Here is a 15,638-nt window from a genome sequence, read left to right on the forward strand (position 1 = left end):
CCGGTATGGCTGAGGCGAATGAAGCAACGTCGGTGAACACGATGTCCCTGGCGGAACTCGACCCGGATGTCGCCGCGGCGATGAATGGCGAACTCTCCCGCCAGCGCGACACCCTGGAGATGATCGCCTCGGAGAACTTCGTGCCGCGCGCGGTGTTGCAGGCGCAGGGCAGCGTGCTGACCAACAAGTACGCCGAGGGCTACCCGGGCCGTCGCTACTACGGCGGCTGCGAATACGTCGACGTCGTGGAGGACATCGCCCGCGACCGCGCCAAGGAGCTGTTCGGCGCGGAGTTCGCCAACGTGCAGCCGCATTCGGGCGCGCAGGCCAACGCCGCCGTGCTGATGAGCCTGATGGAGCCGGGCGAGACCCTGATGGGCCTCGACCTCGCCCACGGCGGGCACTTGACGCACGGTATGCGCCTGAACTTCTCCGGCAAGCTCTACGAGAACGTCTTCTACGGGGTCAGCAAGGAAGACTTCCGCGTCGACATGGACGAGGTGCGCAAGATCGCCCTCGACACGAAGCCCAAGGTCATCTGCGCCGGCTGGTCGGCCTACCCGCGCACCCTGGACTTCGCCGCCTTCCGCGAGATCGCCGACGAGGTGGGCGCCCACCTGTGGGTCGACATGGCCCACTTCGCCGGACTGGTCGCCGCCGGACTGCACCCGAACCCGGTGCCGCATGCCGACGTCGTGTCCACTACCGTGCACAAGACCCTCGGCGGCCCGCGCTCCGGCCTGATCCTGGCCAAGAAGGACTGGGCGAAGAAGCTCAACTCCGCGGTGTTCCCCGGCCAGCAGGGCGGACCGCTCATGCACGTGATCGCAGGCAAGGCCGTCGCGCTCAAGATCGCCGGCGGCGAGGAGTTCAAGGCCCGTCAGCAGCGCACCCTCGCCGGTGCGAAGATCCTCGCCGAGCGGCTCACCGGCTCCGACGTCGCCGACTCCGGCGTCTCCGTGCTGACCGGCGGCACCGACGTCCACCTGGTACTCGTCGACCTGCGCAACAGCCAGCTCGACGGCCAGCAGGCCGAGGATCTGCTGCACGAGGTCGGGATCACCGTCAACCGCAACGCCGTGCCCTTCGACCCGCGCCCGCCGATGGTCACCTCCGGGCTGCGCATCGGCACTCCGGCGCTGGCCACCCGCGGATTCGGCGACGAGCAGTTCGCCGAGGTCGCCGACATCATCGCCACCGCGCTGGCCGCCGGGAAGTCGGCCGACGTCTCGGCCCTGCGCGGCCGGGTCTCCGCGTTGGCGCTGGACTTCCCGCTGTACGAGGGCCTCGAGCAGTGGGGACTCATGAGCCGGGTCTGAGACCGGGTATCCTGTTCGGCGTGAGCATCCTCGAAACCGACGACCTCGTCATCGCCCTGGAAAAGGCGCTCCCCGAACTGTCGGAGGAGCACCAAGTCGACGCGACCGCGTGGAACCCGCACGACTGGGTGCCGTGGGATCTCGGCCGCAACTACGCCTTCCTCGGCGGCAAGGACTGGGAGCCGTCCGACAGCGACACCTCTGCCGAGGTGCGCGCGGCGGTGCTGGCGCTGCTGCTGCTCAAGGACAACCTGCCGTCGTACCACCGTCTGCTGGCGATGTACTTCCCGGCCTTCTCCGACTGGCGCCAGCTGGTCGGCGTGTGGACCGCCGAGGACAACCGCCACGCCATCGTGCTGCGCGACTGGCTCGTCGTGACCCGTTCGCTCGACCCCGTCGACGCGGAGAACCGTCGTCGCATCCACGTCGTCGCCGGGTACCGGCAGACCGAGGACGCCATCGCTGACCTGCGCCCGATGGACGTGCTGGCCCTGCTCGCGGTCCACGAATTCCAGACCGTCGGCTTCATCGCGAAGTTGCAGGAGGCCACCGCCGACGACGTGCTCTCGCAGATCCTCACCAAGATCTCGAACGACGACGAGGCACAGGCCCGCTACTTCGCCGGATTCCTCGGTGCCGGACTCGTGGCCGACCAGGATGCCACGGTGAAGGCGATCGACTGGGCGCTGAACCACATCGACACCATCGGCGCCGACATCGCCGACTACGACGAGCAGCGCAAACTGTTCGCCTCTTACGAGGACGAGTCGACCCGCGGCGTGATCGCCAAGGCCATCGTCGACCAGGTCAAGCTGGAGAGCATCGACGGTCTCTCCGACGAGGCCGACGCCGCCAAGAAGCGGATCCTGGAGCTCGCCGCCAAGGCGTAGCCGAACCCCGCAGTTTCGGATGGACCCGACGCCCTCTGGGTGTCGGGTCCATTCCGTTCTGCAGGGTTTGCACAAAGTTCACATGGCGCACGGCGCGCCACCGGTTCTCGTGGCCCGTGCGGCGTAGCGTCGGAGGCGATGAACCGCAGGGGAAAGCGATTCATCCGGGAGGTCCGATTCGTGGATTTTGCAGTCACGAGGGGGCCGGCCCCGGTCCCACGCTCGCGCGGCTAGCCCGGTCGCAACAGCACGGATCCGCCGGTCACCAGTAACACCCAGTCGGTGCGGGTGCCGCGCCGACATAGGAGTCCACGTGACTACTCGCACCTATGTCCTCGACACCTCCGTGCTGCTCTCCGATCCGAAAGCGGTGACCCGCTTCGACGAGCACCGCGTGGTCCTACCGCTGGTCGTCATCAGCGAACTCGAGGGCAAACGCCACCATCACGAGCTGGGCTGGTTCGCCCGAGAGGCGTTGCGCCTGCTCGACGACCTGCGTGGCGAGTACGGCCGGCTCGACCGGCCGATCCCGATCGGGGAGAGTGGCGGCACCCTGCAGGTCGAACTCAACCACACCGACCCGTCGGTGCTGCCCAGCGGATTCCGTACCGACGACAACGACTCGCGCATCCTCGCCTGTGCGCTCAACCTGCGGGCCGAGGGACTCGACGTCACGCTCGTCACCAAGGACACACCGCTGCGCGTCAAGGCGGGCGCGGTGGGGCTGGCCGCAGACGAATACCACGCCCAGGACGTCGTCGTCTCCGGGTGGACCGGGATGACCGAGCTCGAGGTGGACCGCGACACGATCAACGCTTTGTTCGACGAGGGTGTCGTCGACATCGACGAAGCGCGCGACCTGCCGTGTCACACCGGCGTCCGCCTGCTCGGCGGGACGTCGAGCGCGTTGGGTCGGGTGAACGCCGAGAAGCGGGTGCAGTTGGTGCGGGGCGACCGGGAGGCATTCGGACTGCACGGCCGCTCCGCCGAACAGCGGGTCGCGCTCGACCTGCTGCTCGACGACAGCGTCGGCATCGTGTCGCTCGGCGGCAAGGCGGGTACCGGCAAGTCCGCGCTCGCGCTCTGCGCCGGGTTGGAGGCCGTGCTGGAGCGCCGCACCCAACGCAAGGTCGTGGTCTTCCGGCCGCTCTACGCCGTCGGCGGTCAGCAATTGGGCTACCTGCCGGGCGGGGAGGCGGAGAAGATGGGGCCGTGGGCGCAGGCCGTGTTCGACACGTTGGAAGGATTGGCGTCGACGGAGGTCATCGACGAGGTCGCGTCGCGCGGGATGCTCGAGGTGCTGCCGCTCACACATATCCGCGGGCGTTCGCTGCACGATTCCTTCGTCATCGTCGACGAGGCGCAGTCGCTGGAGCGGAATGTGCTGCTGACGGTGCTGTCGCGCCTGGGCTCGGGTTCCCGGGTGGTCCTCACCCACGACGTGGCGCAGCGCGACAACCTGCGCGTCGGGCGCCACGACGGTGTCGCCGCGGTGATCGAGAAGCTCAAGGGCCATCCGCTGTTCGCCCACATCACGTTGACGCGCTCGGAGCGGTCGCCGATCGCGGCGCTCGTCACCGATGTGCTGGAGGAGTTCACCTAGACGGGGAAACGAATCGGCCCCACACTCCCTGGCGGGTGAGTGTGGGGCCGATTCGTTTGGTGTGCGTCAGCTCTGTCCGACCTTGCCGAGGATCTGGGGCAGGATGTTGAGCGCCCCCTCGACGATGCCGCCGAGAAGCCCGCCGGCAGCGCCGTTGGGGGAGTCCTTCATGTTCTGCGGACTCGCGCCGGCGGCGTCGCCGCTCGGTGCCTGGGCGTTGACGCCGATGGTGATCTTCGGCGACTTCGCCGGATCCAGCCACTTGAGGATCTTGACCATCTCCGACTGTCCCACGGCCACGCAACCCTCGGTGGGCTGGCCGTTGGTGACGTGCAGGAAGATCGCCGACGCCTTGCCGGGGACGCGGCTCGGGTTGTGGGCGATGTTCACCGCGTAGTCGTAGACCGGACCCGAGTTGTAGAGGTTCTCCGCGTCGGCACTGGGCTTGCCCTTGTGGTGGACCAGCGTGTTGTAGGTCTTGGACTTCATGTCCGAGTCCCACCAGTCGTCGACGGTCACCTGCTTGTACGGCATCTTGGTGCCCGGGTTGGCCTTGCGTCCGAAGGCCTGGTCCAGGGCGAAGGTGCCGCTCGGCGTGCGGGGCACGTTGTCGGCGGGTTCGCCCTGGCCCTTGGAGCCGAGGTGCGCGGTGGTCGGTCCGACGACGGGCTTCCAGTTGCCGTCGGCGCCGCGCTCGTAGGCGGTCAGGGTGCCGGTGGTATCCGAGGCAGCTTTCGCATTGACGACGATGAGCTGCGAGGTCTGGCCGGTGACATTGGTCTTGTCACCGGGGTTGCGACCGGTCAGCTGGTCCAGGATGCCGTTCAATTCTCCGCCCGCGGACCCGGTATCGGGGAGCGGTACGGCTGCGGCCATCGCCGGGACGGTCAGCGCGGTCGCGAGCAATGCCGCGAAGGCGAGTCCCAAAAGTCTCAAATTTCTCTGTAGTAACTTCAGCACCATTTCAGTGTGCCATCCAAAATCGGACATCGAGTCACGTGACGATCACAGTGCGGCAAGGATCCGGTCAAGTCGGATCACCGGCCGACCAACTCGAACCCGACGGCCCGCCGCCCGCCGAAGTCCTCGCGGGCGGGGGTGGTCATCTCCACCTGCCGCTGCGCCTGTTCGGCCACCGGGGTGTCCGGGTCCAGGACGCGTAGGTATTCACGGTGCTCGGCCAGGGAGCGGACCGCGGCCTCGATATCCGCGTGCGAGACGGCGACGGCGTGCGTGGCCAGCGGGCCGTTCTCGAACAGCCAGCGCGGCCCGGTTCCGCGCAGCTCGCCAACCGCCTGCCGCACCGCGGCGGCGAACTCCATGTGATCGCGTTGGTTGGGGAAGCCGGGCGCCCACTCCGGTCCGCCGTAGGTTGCCAGCACCACGTCGGGCCTGATGCGTTCGACGGCCTCGGCGACCTTCGCCCGCAGCGGGCCGGTGTTGAACACCTCGCTGTCGGGAAAGCCCCAGAACTCGACCTCGGAGACCCCGACCTCGGCGGCCGAGGCCCGCTGCTCGTCCTCCCGCAGCGGACCGCACTCCTCCGGTGCCATGCCCTCGATACCGGCTTCGCCGCTCGTCGCGAGTCCGTAGACGACGCGTTTGCCCTCGTGTGTCCACCGGTGTACAGCGGCGGCCATGCCGTATTCCGGATCGTCGGGGTGGGCGACGAGGACGAGGGCGGTCTGCCAGTCGTCGGGAAAGGGGAGCAGGGCGGTCATGACCCCAGGCTAGCCACGGTCATGCGTGCGTGTGCATGTCGATGTGGTCGGCCGGCTTGGCGCGCCGGCCCTCGTCGACGTCGAGGAACTCGTTCGCGGAGATGTAGGCCCGGCTGATGAGTTCGTCGGCGCGGGAGAAGTCCAACGCCCCGATCGTCAACGGGCACGGTGGTGGCAGCACGCGCAGGTCGGCGGTGTCGGCGTACTCCCGGATGTCGCGGACGAGGCGTTTCTGGATCAGTAGCGACATGGTGTGCAGAATCGTGTCGGCGACCGTCCGCGGCGGCTTGAGAAGCGCGCACGGATAGCCGCACGGCAGGACGTAGATCGTGTCGGCGGCCGATTCGACGGCCAGCGAGACCGGCGTGTTGTCGGCGACCCCGCCGTCGACGAGGAGCCGGCCGCCCAGTTCGACGGCCGGGAAGATCCCCGAGATCGCGCTGCTCGCCAATATCGCGTCGGCCGCCGACCCGGAGGCGAGGTCGACCTGTTCGCCGGTCAGCAGGTCGGTGGCCACCACGGTCAGCGGCGTCCGGGCCCGCTCGATCAGGGTGAAGTCGAGGTGTTCATCGATGAGGGTGCGCATACCCCGGTTGCTGAACAGGGCCGATTGGCGGCCGACGAGTGCGCCGAACAACTGTCCGGCATGCGGTCGGAACAGTTGCCAGGCGCTCAGCGAACGCCACACGTCGCCGAGTGACTCGACGACGGCAGGACTCGTGCCCCGGTTGGCGAGGTAGGCGGCGTTGAGCGCCCCGGCCGACGTGCCGAACAGCAGATCCGGGGCGATGCCGCGCTCGGCGAGGGCTGCCAGCATCCCCACCTGCATCGCACCCAGGTTCGCGCCTCCGGAAAGGACAAAGGCCGTGGTCATCGTCGCACCTCCTATTCCAGGATAGGAGGGTGCGGCGACGACCTCTGGTCGCCTCGCTCAGGTCAACGCGACGACCGGGCCGTCGGACATGACGACGCCGGTGTCGACGACGGGCCGATTGGTCGGTGCCAGGCCCCCGTCGGCGCGCACCCGGTAGGTGGTGATCCGGGTGGTGATTCCGACGGTGAGGACGTCGATGTCGTAGAGCCACTTGCCGCTCGGGTGCAGCGCGACCTGTCCGCACAGCGTGCCGGCCGGCCCGGGGTACGGTGATCCCGCGATGCGGGTCAACCGGCCGTCGGGGTGGATGCGGTAGGCGGCGATCGAGGTGCCGACGGCGTTGGGGACGTAGAGGCGTTTGCCGTCGGGGCTGGTGATGACGCCGTGGGGCACGCCACCGGTGGGATACGGCGAGCCGGGTGTCGGGGTGAGCGAGCCGTCGGCGTGGATGCGGAACCCGGACAGGCCGAAGCCGAATTCGTCGCTGGAGTAGAGGAATCTCCCGTCGGGCGTGTAGCCGGGGGCCACGGGTCCGAAGGCGACGGGGGTGGTGCCGATGCTGCGTGCCCCGCCGTTCGGGCTCAACGCATAGCTGGTCAGCGTGGTGCTGATGTAGCTGGTGACGCGCAGGAATCTGCCGTCCGGATCGATCGAGGCCATGCCGACGGCGCTGCTCGGGGTGCCGATGGCGGGCCGCGGCCGGTTGAGGGGGCGCAGTGCGCCCGACGGGGTGATCGCGAGCGTGGCGACCTGGCCGGGGAAGCCGCCGAGGACGACGTACAGGTGCTTGCCGTCGGGGGTGACGCGCGCCCCGGTCGGGGCGCCGCCGACGGCGACCGTGTTGAGCAGGTGCAGGCTACCGGCGTCGTCGATCCGGAACGCGCTGACCGCGCCGTCGCCGACATGCGGGACGTAGAGCTTCTTCTTGTCCGGCGAGACCGAGATCCCGAGGATTCCGAAGCCGGTGCGGAAGGGACTGCCGGGTGTCGGCGTCAGGGCGCCGTCGTCGTGGACGCGCATCACGCTGAGTCCCATCGACGCGTCGCCTGCGGTGATCAGGAAGTGTTTGGCGGGTGGTTCGGCGACCGCGCTCGACGACGGTAGTGCGCCGACGGACATCAGGGCTGCCGCACTCAGGGCGGTCAGGACCGATAGGAATCGGGGAGGATGCATCTGAGGATTCTCGATGCGTATCCCCTCGCGCGGTGTCCAAGGTCTGGACACTCTGCGTCCGGTGGGCGATTCCCCGGGTGTCGGTCAGCGCTCCCGGTCGAGATTGGCCATTTTCAGGACGTCCAGGCGAGCGTCGAGTTCCGCCTCGGTCAGCTTGTCGCCGATCAGGCCGCGGTCGATCACGGTCTGGCGGATCGTCTTGCCCTCCTTGAGCGCCTGCTTGGCGACGGCGGCGGCCTCCTCGTAGCCGATCGCGCTGTTGAGTGGCGTCACGATCGACGGGGAGCTCTCCGCAAGGGTGCGCAGGCGGTCGGTGTGGGCGACCAGTCCGCTGATGCACCGGTCGGCGAAGAGGCGCGACACGTTGGTCAGCAGGGTGATCGATTCCAGCACGTTGCGGGCCATCATCGGGATGTAGACGTTCAACTCGAAGGCGCCGTTGCCGCCGCCCCAGGTGACGGCGGCGTCGTTGCCGATGACCTGGGCCGCGACCTGGGTGACCGCCTCGGGAAGCACCGGGTTCACCTTGCCCGGCATGATCGAGCTGCCCGGCTGCAGGTCGGGGAGCTGGATCTCGCCCAGGCCGGTCAGCGGGCCGGAACCCATCCACCGGATGTCGTTGGCGATCTTGGTGAGCGAGACGGCGATCGTCTTCAACTGGCCGGACAGTTCGACGAGGCCGTCGCGGGCGGCCTGCGCCTCGAAGTTGTCGGCCGCGAGGCGTAGCGCGTCGACGCTGGTCAACTTCACGAGTTCCGCGACGACCTTGGTGCCGAAACCGTCGGGGGCGTTGAGCCCGGTGCCGACAGCGGTGCCGCCGATCGGCAGTTCCCCGACGCGGGGGAGCGTCGATTCGATGCGCTCGATGCCGGCCTGGACCTGACGGGCGTACCCGCCGAATTCCTGACCGAGAGTGACCGGCACGGCGTCCATCAGGTGGGTGCGCCCGCTCTTGACCGTTTCCCGCCACTCTTGCGACTTGGCGGCCAAGGCGTCGTGTAGATGCGCGAGGGCGGGGATGAGCTGCGTGACCGCGGCCTCGGTGGCGGCGACGTGCGTCGCGGTGGGGAAGGTGTCATTGGACGACTGCGACATGTTGACGTCGTCGTTGGGGTGGACGTCGACGCCCTGGGCCTTGGCGATCGACGCGATCACCTCGTTGGCGTTCATGTTGGAACTGGTGCCCGACCCGGTCTGAAAGACGTCGATCGGGAACTGGTCGTCATGCTTACCGTCGGCGATCTCTGATGCCGCGGCGATGATGGCGTCGGCCTTCTCGGCGCTGAGCAGGCCGAGATCCTTGTTGACCTGGGCGCAGGCGGCCTTGAGTAGGCCGAGTGCGCGGATCTGGGTGCGCTCCAGCGGGCGGTGGCTGATGGGGAAGTTCTCGACGGCCCGTTGGGTCTGTGCGCGCCAGAGCGCGTCGACGGGCACTTTCACCTCGCCCATCGTGTCGTGCTCGATGCGGTATTCCTGCTCTGCCATGCGAGATTCCTCCGGAGTCGACGTAGTTAGGTTGCCCTACGTTCTCGACGGTACCAGCGCGCGTCCTCGCGGCTAGAACGGCGGATCGCCGGGTTGCCGTGGTGAGCGTTCGCGGCTCCGGCGGTTGCGGGTGCGTTCGGCTCGGCGGCGTTCATGTTTGCGCTGTGTGCGCGTCTTGACTCGGCGGGGCCGGTCGGGGGTGGTGGGTGGCGCGGTTTGTGCCGATGTTTCGGATGTTCGCCATCGGTAGCGCACCAAGCCGCCGAATAGGTCGGCGTTGTTCTCCGCCGGGCCGTCGATGATGATCCGTTCCGGTGTTGCCCACGTGGTCCGGGTGTGTCCGTCGGCGTCGGTGTGCTGGTCGTCGACCCAGTTGCTGAAGGTCTTCAGCAGGTGGTGGAACTTGCACTTGGCGTTGAGGTAGTCGGGGTGGGTGGGTCCGCCGGTGGCAGGCGAGTCGTGGTCGTATTCGACGACGTGGTCGATTTCGGCGTCGAATGCCGGACGGTCGCAGCCGGGGACCGTGCAGTAGCCATCGCGGATGCGGATGAACAGATCGAGCGCCGCTGACGGGCGGTACGGGTTGGTGGGCTGGTACAGCGGCAGCTCCGGCGTGGACGAGTCGGCGGGCGCCGCGCGTCCCGCGACTGGCCGGACGGTCGAGTCGGGGCGGTTGATGATGTCGCGGGCGTGGTCGGCGCTGATGACGCCGTGGCCGGCCAAGAATCCGGGATGGTCGGCCGAGTCGGTGGCGGTCGCCTCGTCGCAGACGACGTGGACGACGATTCGGCCTGCCGTGTCGGTTGCCAGCTGCCCTGGAGCGGGGATGTCGGCGGTGCAGTCTTTGTGCCCGCATTCGCAGGTGAATGCCTGGCCGGTGAGGAGGCTGTAAAAGGCGTCGCTCGCTCGGGCGTCACGGCTGCGGGTGTCGTGCTCACAGGCCGTGGCGGCCAAGGCGGTGACGGCGTCATGAGCGATGCGGGCGTTCTCGGCGGTCATCGAGGCGCCGATGGTTGCCATGCCGTTGGCGGTCGGATTGGTCCACGTGGTGCGGCCCGCGAGGCTGCGTTCCCGGGCACGACGCACCGCGTCGGGATCGTGGCGGAACACGATCCGATCGGCCAGGTTGCGGATGCGGCTGGTGGACCAGGCGCCGGGCTTGGTGCGGATGGCGGTGGCGATTCCGGCGTCGACCGGTGCGGTCTCGTCGTCGGCGAGTAGTTCGGTGCGGGAGATGATGAGTCGCGCGTCGGCGGGAGAGATCAGGCCGTCGCGCAGGCACTCGTCGACACGGGGGAGCCGGTCGCGCAACGCGAGCCCTTGACCGAGCAGGTTCTCGGCCCAGCCCTGGGAGATGGCCATGGTCATTGCCAAGCGGGTGGCGGTCTGGGTATGCGCGTCGAAGAGGTCGAGGCCGTCGTCGCCCGCATCGGTCATGGCGGCGAGGACCGTGTCGAACAGTTCGGCACTGCGCCGATAGCGCAACCAGGCGATAAACGACTCGGCACGAACACACGCCCCTACCCCGGCAAGGGTGGATTCCGCGTCACCGCCGGCGGGATCCGACGCGAAGACGGCCATCGCGGCGCTGACATCGGCCCAACGTGCCGACGCCGAATCCTCGACGCGAGGAGCCGCCATACCACGGGTGTCGGTGCTGGTGGCGGGGCTCATGGACCAATTCTACTCGAATGTATGTGCTAATACAACACCTCGTTGTGCGGCTTTGCTTGTTCTTTCGATAAGGGTCGTCACCGTGTTATCGGCCACCCCGTCGATGAGTTCGTACCGGTGGCCGTCGTCGGGCATGTTGTCCGCGGCTTCGCCCGCTTCCCCGGCCTCAAGTGGCGGGTGCCGGGCGAATGAGCTGCCGCGGTTAGCGCTCTTTCGACCGGATTCGCACGCCGCTGATCGGCACGTTGACCGTGCCCGAGGGGTCGGTGAAGAAGTCGTTGCCCTTGTCGTCGACGACGATGAAGGCGGGGAAGTTCTCCACCTCGATCTTCCAGACCGCTTCCATCCCGAGTTCGGGGTACTCGATCACTTCCTGGCTCTTGATGCAGTCGAGCGCCAGGCGCGCGGCCGGGCCACCGATGGAACCGAGGTAGAAGCCGCCGTGCGCGTCGCACGCCTGCGTGACCTGCTTGGAGCGGTTGCCCTTGGCGAGCATGACCATCGATCCGCCGGCGGCCTGGAACTGCTCGACGTAGGAGTCCATGCGCCCGGCGGTGGTGGGTCCGAAGGATCCAGAGGCCATGCCCTCCGGGGTCTTGGCGGGTCCGGCGTAGTACACCGGGTGATCCTTCAGGTACTGCGGCATCGGCTCCCCGGCGTCGAGGCGCTCGGCGATCTTCGCGTGCGCGATGTCGCGGGCGACGACGAGCGGGCCGGTCAGCGACAGCCGCGTCTTCACCGGGTACTTGCTCAACTCGGCGAGGATCTCGGCCATCGGCCGGTTCAAGTCGATCTCGACCACCTGCCCGCCCTCGATGTCCTCGGCCACCCCGGCGTCGGGCATGTACTGCGCGGGGTCGGTCTCGAGCTGCTCGAGGAACACCCCGTCGGCGGTGATCTTGCCCAGCGCCTGACGGTCGGCCGAACACGAGACGGCGATCGCGACGGGGCAGGACGCGCCGTGTCGGGGCAGCCGGATGACGCGGACGTCGTGGCAGAAATACTTGCCGCCGAACTGCGCGCCGATCCCGAAGGACTGGGTCAGCTTGAAGACTTCCTCCTCCAGCTCGCGGTCGCGGAAGCCGTGCCCGGACATCGAGCCCTCGGTGGGCAGGGTGTCGATGTAGTGCGCCGACGCGTACTTGGCCGTCTTGAGCGCGAACTCCGCCGAGGTCCCGCCGATTACGACGGCCAGGTGGTAGGGCGGGCAGGCCGCGGTTCCCAGCGAGCGGATCTTCTCGTCGAGGAATTCGAGCAGGCGCTTGGGGTTCAGGATCGCCTTGGTCTCCTGGAACAGGAAGGACTTGTTGGCCGATCCGCCGCCCTTGGCCATGAACAGGAACTTGTACTCCGGCCCCTTCGGGCCCTGCCCGGTCGCGTAGATCTCTACCTGGGCGGGCAGGTTGGTGCCGGTGTTCTTCTCGTCGTAGACGGTGAGCGGCGCCAGCTGCGAATAGCGCAGGTTGAGCTTGGTGTAGGCGTCGTAGACACCGCGCGAGATCGCTTCGGCGTCGTCGGCGCCGGTCAGCACGCCCTCGCCCTTCTTGCCCATGATGATGGCGGTGCCGGTGTCCTGGCACATCGGCAGCACGCCGCCGGCGGAGATGTTGACGTTCTTGAGCAGGTCGAGCGCGACGAAGCGGTCGTTGCCCGAGGCCTCCGGGTCGTCGATGATCTTGCGGAGCTGCTTCAGATGCGCTGGGCGCAGGTAGTGGCTGATGTCGTGCATCGCCTCTTCGGTCAGCGCGGTGATGGCCTCCGGCGACACCGTCAAGAACTTGCGACCGTCGACCTCGAACGTCGACACGCCTTCGGTGGTGATGAGCCGGTAGGGCGTCTCATCCGGGCCGGTGGGAAGCAGGTCGGAGTACAGGAATTCCGGAGCCTGGGCTGGAGTGCTCACATCCGGAATGATACTGAGCACGCCCGTTTACCTGCGGGTTAGTGCAGGCTAACTAATCGATCAGACCGCGTTCGCGCGCCAGCGCGATGACCTTGGTGCGGCTGTTGACCCCCAGCTTGTCGAAGATGTGGACCAGGTGCGATTTGACCGTCGCCTCGGAGATGAACAGGCGGCGCGCGATCTCCCGGTTTGATCCGCCGACCGTGAGTTGCTCGACGATGTCCAGTTCGCGCACGGTCAACGCCTGTGTCGGCGACGCCATCCGGTCCAGGAGCCGGGCGGCGACCGGCGGCCCGAGGACCGTCGCGCCCACCGCGGCTTCCCGAATTCCGGAGATCAGGTTGTCCGGTGCCGTGTCCTTGAGTAGATAGCCGGTGGCGCCGGCGTCGACCGCGCGCACGATGTCGGCGTCGGAAGCGTAGGTGGTCAGGATGATGACTCGAGGTGCGTCGTCGAGGGCTCGGATGCGGGCGGTGGCACCAACGCCGTCGGCGCCGGTATCGGCACCGCTGCGCAGGCGCAGGTCCATGAGGACGACATCGGGGCGGTGGCGGCTCGCGAGCTCGACGGCTTCCTGCGCCGACTCGGCTTCGGCGACGATCTCGATGTCGTCGACCGGATCGAGTACCGCACGCAACCCGGCCCGGACGATGGGATGGTCGTCGACCAGCATGACGTGGATCAACTGCGGACCTCCGACTGGTTGCCGACGGGCAGACAGACATGGACGGTGGTGCCGTCACCGGGCTCGGAGTCGATGGTGACCGCTCCGCCGAGCCGCTGAATCCGTGACCGCAGCGCCGCCAATCCGAATCCGGTGCCTGTTCCGGTCGGGCGTGCGGGCATACCGCGCCCATTGTCGACGACATCGAGATGGATCTCGTCGCCGAGCGAGGTGAGGGTGACGATTGCCTGGTCGGCGCCAGAGTGGCGGGCGGCGTTGCGCAGTGCCTCGTTGGCGGCGCGGATCAGCGCATCCCGGATCTCGGGGGTTGTCGTGATCGGGTCGCCATGAGTCTGCAACCGCGTGGGCAGGCCCAGGCTGCGGGCCTGGTCGACCGCATCGCCGACCGCCGCCGAGAGTGAATCCGCGGATGGTCGAGAGTCGATGCCCCGCAAGAAGTCTCGGGTCTGCGCCAGCGCGCTCGACGCCATGTCGAGAGCCGTGCGCGTCTGCGTCAGTCGTTGCGCCGCCGGCGTCGTCTCGTCGGTCGCCGACTGCAGGAGCATGACGATGCCGGCCAACGCCTGCCCGGCGCCGTCGTGGACCTCGCTGCCGAGTCGTTCCCGCTCTGCGAGTATGTCGGCGTCGCGGCGCTGTCGGGACAACTGTTCTTGGGTCTCCAACAGCCGGCGGTTCAATTCCTCGCGCCGCTGGGCCGAGGCCACGACGCGGTGCAGGGTTTCGGTGACCGCGATTGCCGAAGCGATACCGATGAGCGGACCGATGACCGCGCCGGGGCCGGACGGTCCCAGCCGCTGGGACGCGGTCGCGGCAACGGCTGCGACGGCGATCTCGACGGGTATCGCGGCGACGACCGGCAGGAAGTGCCAGCACAGCATGGCGAGGACGAAAGCCACCCACACGAAGCCGGGCCAAAAGGTGGCCAGCAGCGCCCAGCCGCCGACGAGGACGATCAGCCATAGGATCGCGAAGCGTGAATGGTCGGCGCGGAGGAGGACCGCCCCCGCGACGTACCAGGCGCAGAGCGCGGCGGCACAGAGCACGGGGATCAACACGGCCCCCTCCGACGTGAGAACACGTGCCACGCCCACCCCCATGAGGACGCCGAAGAGCAGATGGCCGGCCCACCGCATGTAGCGGTCGCCGGCGAGGGGGTGGGGGTTGGTCGAGCGCACGTACCCAGTATCGCGGTGACCGCCATCGGCCGCCTCCAACTTTCGGTTGAGGTGAAGACCGTTCTTCGAGGCGATTCGGGCCGGGCTTCGCCGCTTCTAGCGTGGGAAGCACCGAAATGGAGGTGCAGATGTACATCGGATGGCGCGAGATCCGTCGATCGGCGGGCAAGTTCGGACTGATGGTCGGCGTGATCGCGCTCTTGGCTTTCCTGGTGGTCATGTTGTCGGCGTTGACGGCAGGACTGGGGTGGCAATCCTCGTCGGCAGTCCAACGACTGCCGGGCGTCGGACTGATCGTTCAGCGCGACGCCGGGGGGACCCCGGTCAACCTGGTCGACAGCCGACTCGACGAGACCGTGGTCGCGCAGGTCGGCGAAGCCGACCCGCAGGCGCGACCGTTGGGGATCGCCATGGCGGGACTCTCCGCTCGGCACCTCGACGCCGCGGTTGCCCTCGTCGGGCGGGAAGGCGCTGCCCCAGGTGTGACGATCAACGCTGCGACCGCCTCGACCCTCGGTGTACGCGTGGGCGACCCGGTCTCCGTCGGCGGCGTTTCAACGACGGTGACCGCGATCGCCGACACCGCGATGTTCGCGCACGCCCAAGTGGCCGAGGTGCCGATCGCCGTGTGGCGCGTCGCGGCACATCGCACCGAACCGAGCGCCATGATCCTCACGCGCGAAGTCGGACCGATCTCCGGGGCGTCGACGGCCATCGGGGGGAGCCGTCTGAACCTGATCCCCGGCTACGCCTCCGAGCACGGCTCGCTGCTGCTTATCCAGGGACTGTTGGTGGTCATCGCGGCGGTCGTCGTGGGGGCCTTCTTCGCCGTGTGGACCAGTCAGCGGCTGGTCGGCCTCGCCGTCGTACGAGCGATGGGCGCTGGACGCGGGTACCTACTAGCCGACGGACTCGGCCAAGTAGCGGCAATTCTCGCTGTCGGATTGGTCCTGGGTACCGCCGCTGGCGGAGGGCTCGCCGGCGCCGTCGCGGGCGTGGTGCCGATCTCTCTCACAGCGAGCGGTGTCGCGCTCCCCGTAGCGATCATGGCTGTCCTCGGACTGGTCGGTGCGTTGCTCGCGCTGCGGCCGTTGACCTCCGTCGACCCTTTGACCGCCCTCAACCGTTAGGAGCCC

At 68.2% G+C, this 15,638-nt stretch carries 13 protein-coding genes; 4 read left to right on the forward strand and 9 right to left on the reverse strand.

All coding sequences use genetic code 11. The features are described from left to right. Window positions 1-41: 41 nt before the first annotated feature. The 3 genes from glyA to HUN08_RS05090 all read left to right on the forward strand — a co-directional run bounded on the left by glyA (window position 42) and on the right by HUN08_RS05090 (window position 3,812). Window positions 42-1,319 carry a serine hydroxymethyltransferase gene (gene glyA / locus HUN08_RS05080; protein ID WP_124247911.1) on the forward strand — a complete coding sequence of 426 codons (1,278 nt, stop codon included), beginning with the start codon at window positions 42-44 and terminating at the stop codon, window positions 1,317-1,319. A gap of 20 nt (window positions 1,320-1,339) precedes the next feature. Next, complete coding sequence (locus HUN08_RS05085) at window positions 1,340-2,209, forward strand: acyl-ACP desaturase (protein ID WP_124247853.1); 870 nt, start codon at window positions 1,340-1,342, stop codon at window positions 2,207-2,209. A 313-nt stretch (window positions 2,210-2,522) separates the two neighbouring features. After that, complete coding sequence (locus HUN08_RS05090; RefSeq protein WP_124247854.1) at window positions 2,523-3,812, forward strand: PhoH family protein; 1,290 nt, start codon at window positions 2,523-2,525, stop codon at window positions 3,810-3,812. 66 nt (window positions 3,813-3,878) lie between these two features. Here HUN08_RS05090 and HUN08_RS05095 read toward each other — a convergent pair whose 3' ends face one another. The 9 genes from HUN08_RS05095 to HUN08_RS05135 form a co-directional block, all read right to left on the reverse strand. Next, window positions 3,879-4,739: a L,D-transpeptidase gene (locus tag HUN08_RS05095; protein WP_301546966.1), complete on the reverse strand. Its 861-nt coding sequence runs from the start codon at window positions 4,737-4,739 to the stop codon at window positions 3,879-3,881. Window positions 4,740-4,849: 110 nt separating this feature from the next. After that, entirely contained in the window at window positions 4,850-5,533 is a 684-nt protein-coding gene (locus tag HUN08_RS05100) for a PIG-L deacetylase family protein (RefSeq protein WP_124247856.1), read from the reverse strand. Between the two features lie 19 nt (window positions 5,534-5,552). Continuing rightward, window positions 5,553-6,407 (reverse strand): patatin-like phospholipase family protein, encoded by an 855-nt coding sequence (locus HUN08_RS05105; protein ID WP_124247857.1) that lies wholly within the window; start codon window positions 6,405-6,407, stop codon window positions 5,553-5,555. A 57-nt stretch (window positions 6,408-6,464) separates the two neighbouring features. Then, window positions 6,465-7,580: a beta-propeller fold lactonase family protein gene (locus HUN08_RS05110; protein ID WP_124247858.1), complete on the reverse strand. Its 1,116-nt coding sequence runs from the start codon at window positions 7,578-7,580 to the stop codon at window positions 6,465-6,467. A gap of 84 nt (window positions 7,581-7,664) precedes the next feature. Further along, window positions 7,665-9,065: a class II fumarate hydratase gene (locus HUN08_RS05115; RefSeq protein WP_124247859.1), complete on the reverse strand. Its 1,401-nt coding sequence runs from the start codon at window positions 9,063-9,065 to the stop codon at window positions 7,665-7,667. 72 nt (window positions 9,066-9,137) lie between these two features. Further along, a complete protein-coding gene (locus tag HUN08_RS05120) occupies window positions 9,138-10,739 on the reverse strand; it encodes an HNH endonuclease signature motif containing protein (protein ID WP_124247860.1) in 1,602 nt (533 codons plus the stop codon). A 202-nt stretch (window positions 10,740-10,941) separates the two neighbouring features. Beyond that, window positions 10,942-12,642 carry a fumarate hydratase gene (locus HUN08_RS05125; protein WP_124247861.1) on the reverse strand — a complete coding sequence of 567 codons (1,701 nt, stop codon included), beginning with the start codon at window positions 12,640-12,642 and terminating at the stop codon, window positions 10,942-10,944. 52 nt (window positions 12,643-12,694) lie between these two features. Beyond that, window positions 12,695-13,327 (reverse strand): response regulator transcription factor, encoded by a 633-nt coding sequence (locus HUN08_RS05130; protein WP_124247862.1) that lies wholly within the window; start codon window positions 13,325-13,327, stop codon window positions 12,695-12,697. Continuing rightward, window positions 13,324-14,502, reverse strand: coding sequence for a sensor histidine kinase (locus tag HUN08_RS05135; RefSeq protein WP_124247863.1), 1,179 nt, complete (start codon window positions 14,500-14,502; stop codon window positions 13,324-13,326). The genes HUN08_RS05130 and HUN08_RS05135 overlap by 4 nt, the downstream gene beginning before the upstream one ends. A gap of 101 nt (window positions 14,503-14,603) precedes the next feature. Between HUN08_RS05135 and HUN08_RS05140 the strand changes: the two genes are divergently transcribed. Continuing rightward, window positions 14,604-15,632, forward strand: coding sequence for an FtsX-like permease family protein (locus HUN08_RS05140; protein WP_301546897.1), 1,029 nt, complete (start codon window positions 14,604-14,606; stop codon window positions 15,630-15,632). Window positions 15,633-15,638 lie beyond the last annotated feature (6 nt).

Source organism: Gordonia sp. X0973 (assembly GCF_013348785.1).
In the GTDB taxonomy this organism is placed as follows: domain Bacteria; phylum Actinomycetota; class Actinomycetes; order Mycobacteriales; family Mycobacteriaceae; genus Gordonia.

Bases quoted from the DNA above. Each gene is read 5' to 3' on its own strand.
- glyA (WP_124247911.1), top strand. From the start codon at position 42: ATGTCCCTGGCGGAACTCGACCCGGATGTCGCCGCGGCGATGAATGGC.
- HUN08_RS05100 (WP_124247856.1), bottom strand. From the start codon at position 5,533: ATGACCGCCCTGCTCCCCTTTCCCGACGACTGGCAGACCGCCCTCGTC.
- HUN08_RS05105 (WP_124247857.1), bottom strand. From the start codon at position 6,407: ATGACCACGGCCTTTGTCCTTTCCGGAGGCGCGAACCTGGGTGCGATG.
- HUN08_RS05110 (WP_124247858.1), bottom strand. From the start codon at position 7,580: ATGCATCCTCCCCGATTCCTATCGGTCCTGACCGCCCTGAGTGCGGCA.
- HUN08_RS05115 (WP_124247859.1), bottom strand. From the start codon at position 9,065: ATGGCAGAGCAGGAATACCGCATCGAGCACGACACGATGGGCGAGGTG.
- HUN08_RS05120 (WP_124247860.1), bottom strand. From the start codon at position 10,739: ATGAGCCCCGCCACCAGCACCGACACCCGTGGTATGGCGGCTCCTCGC.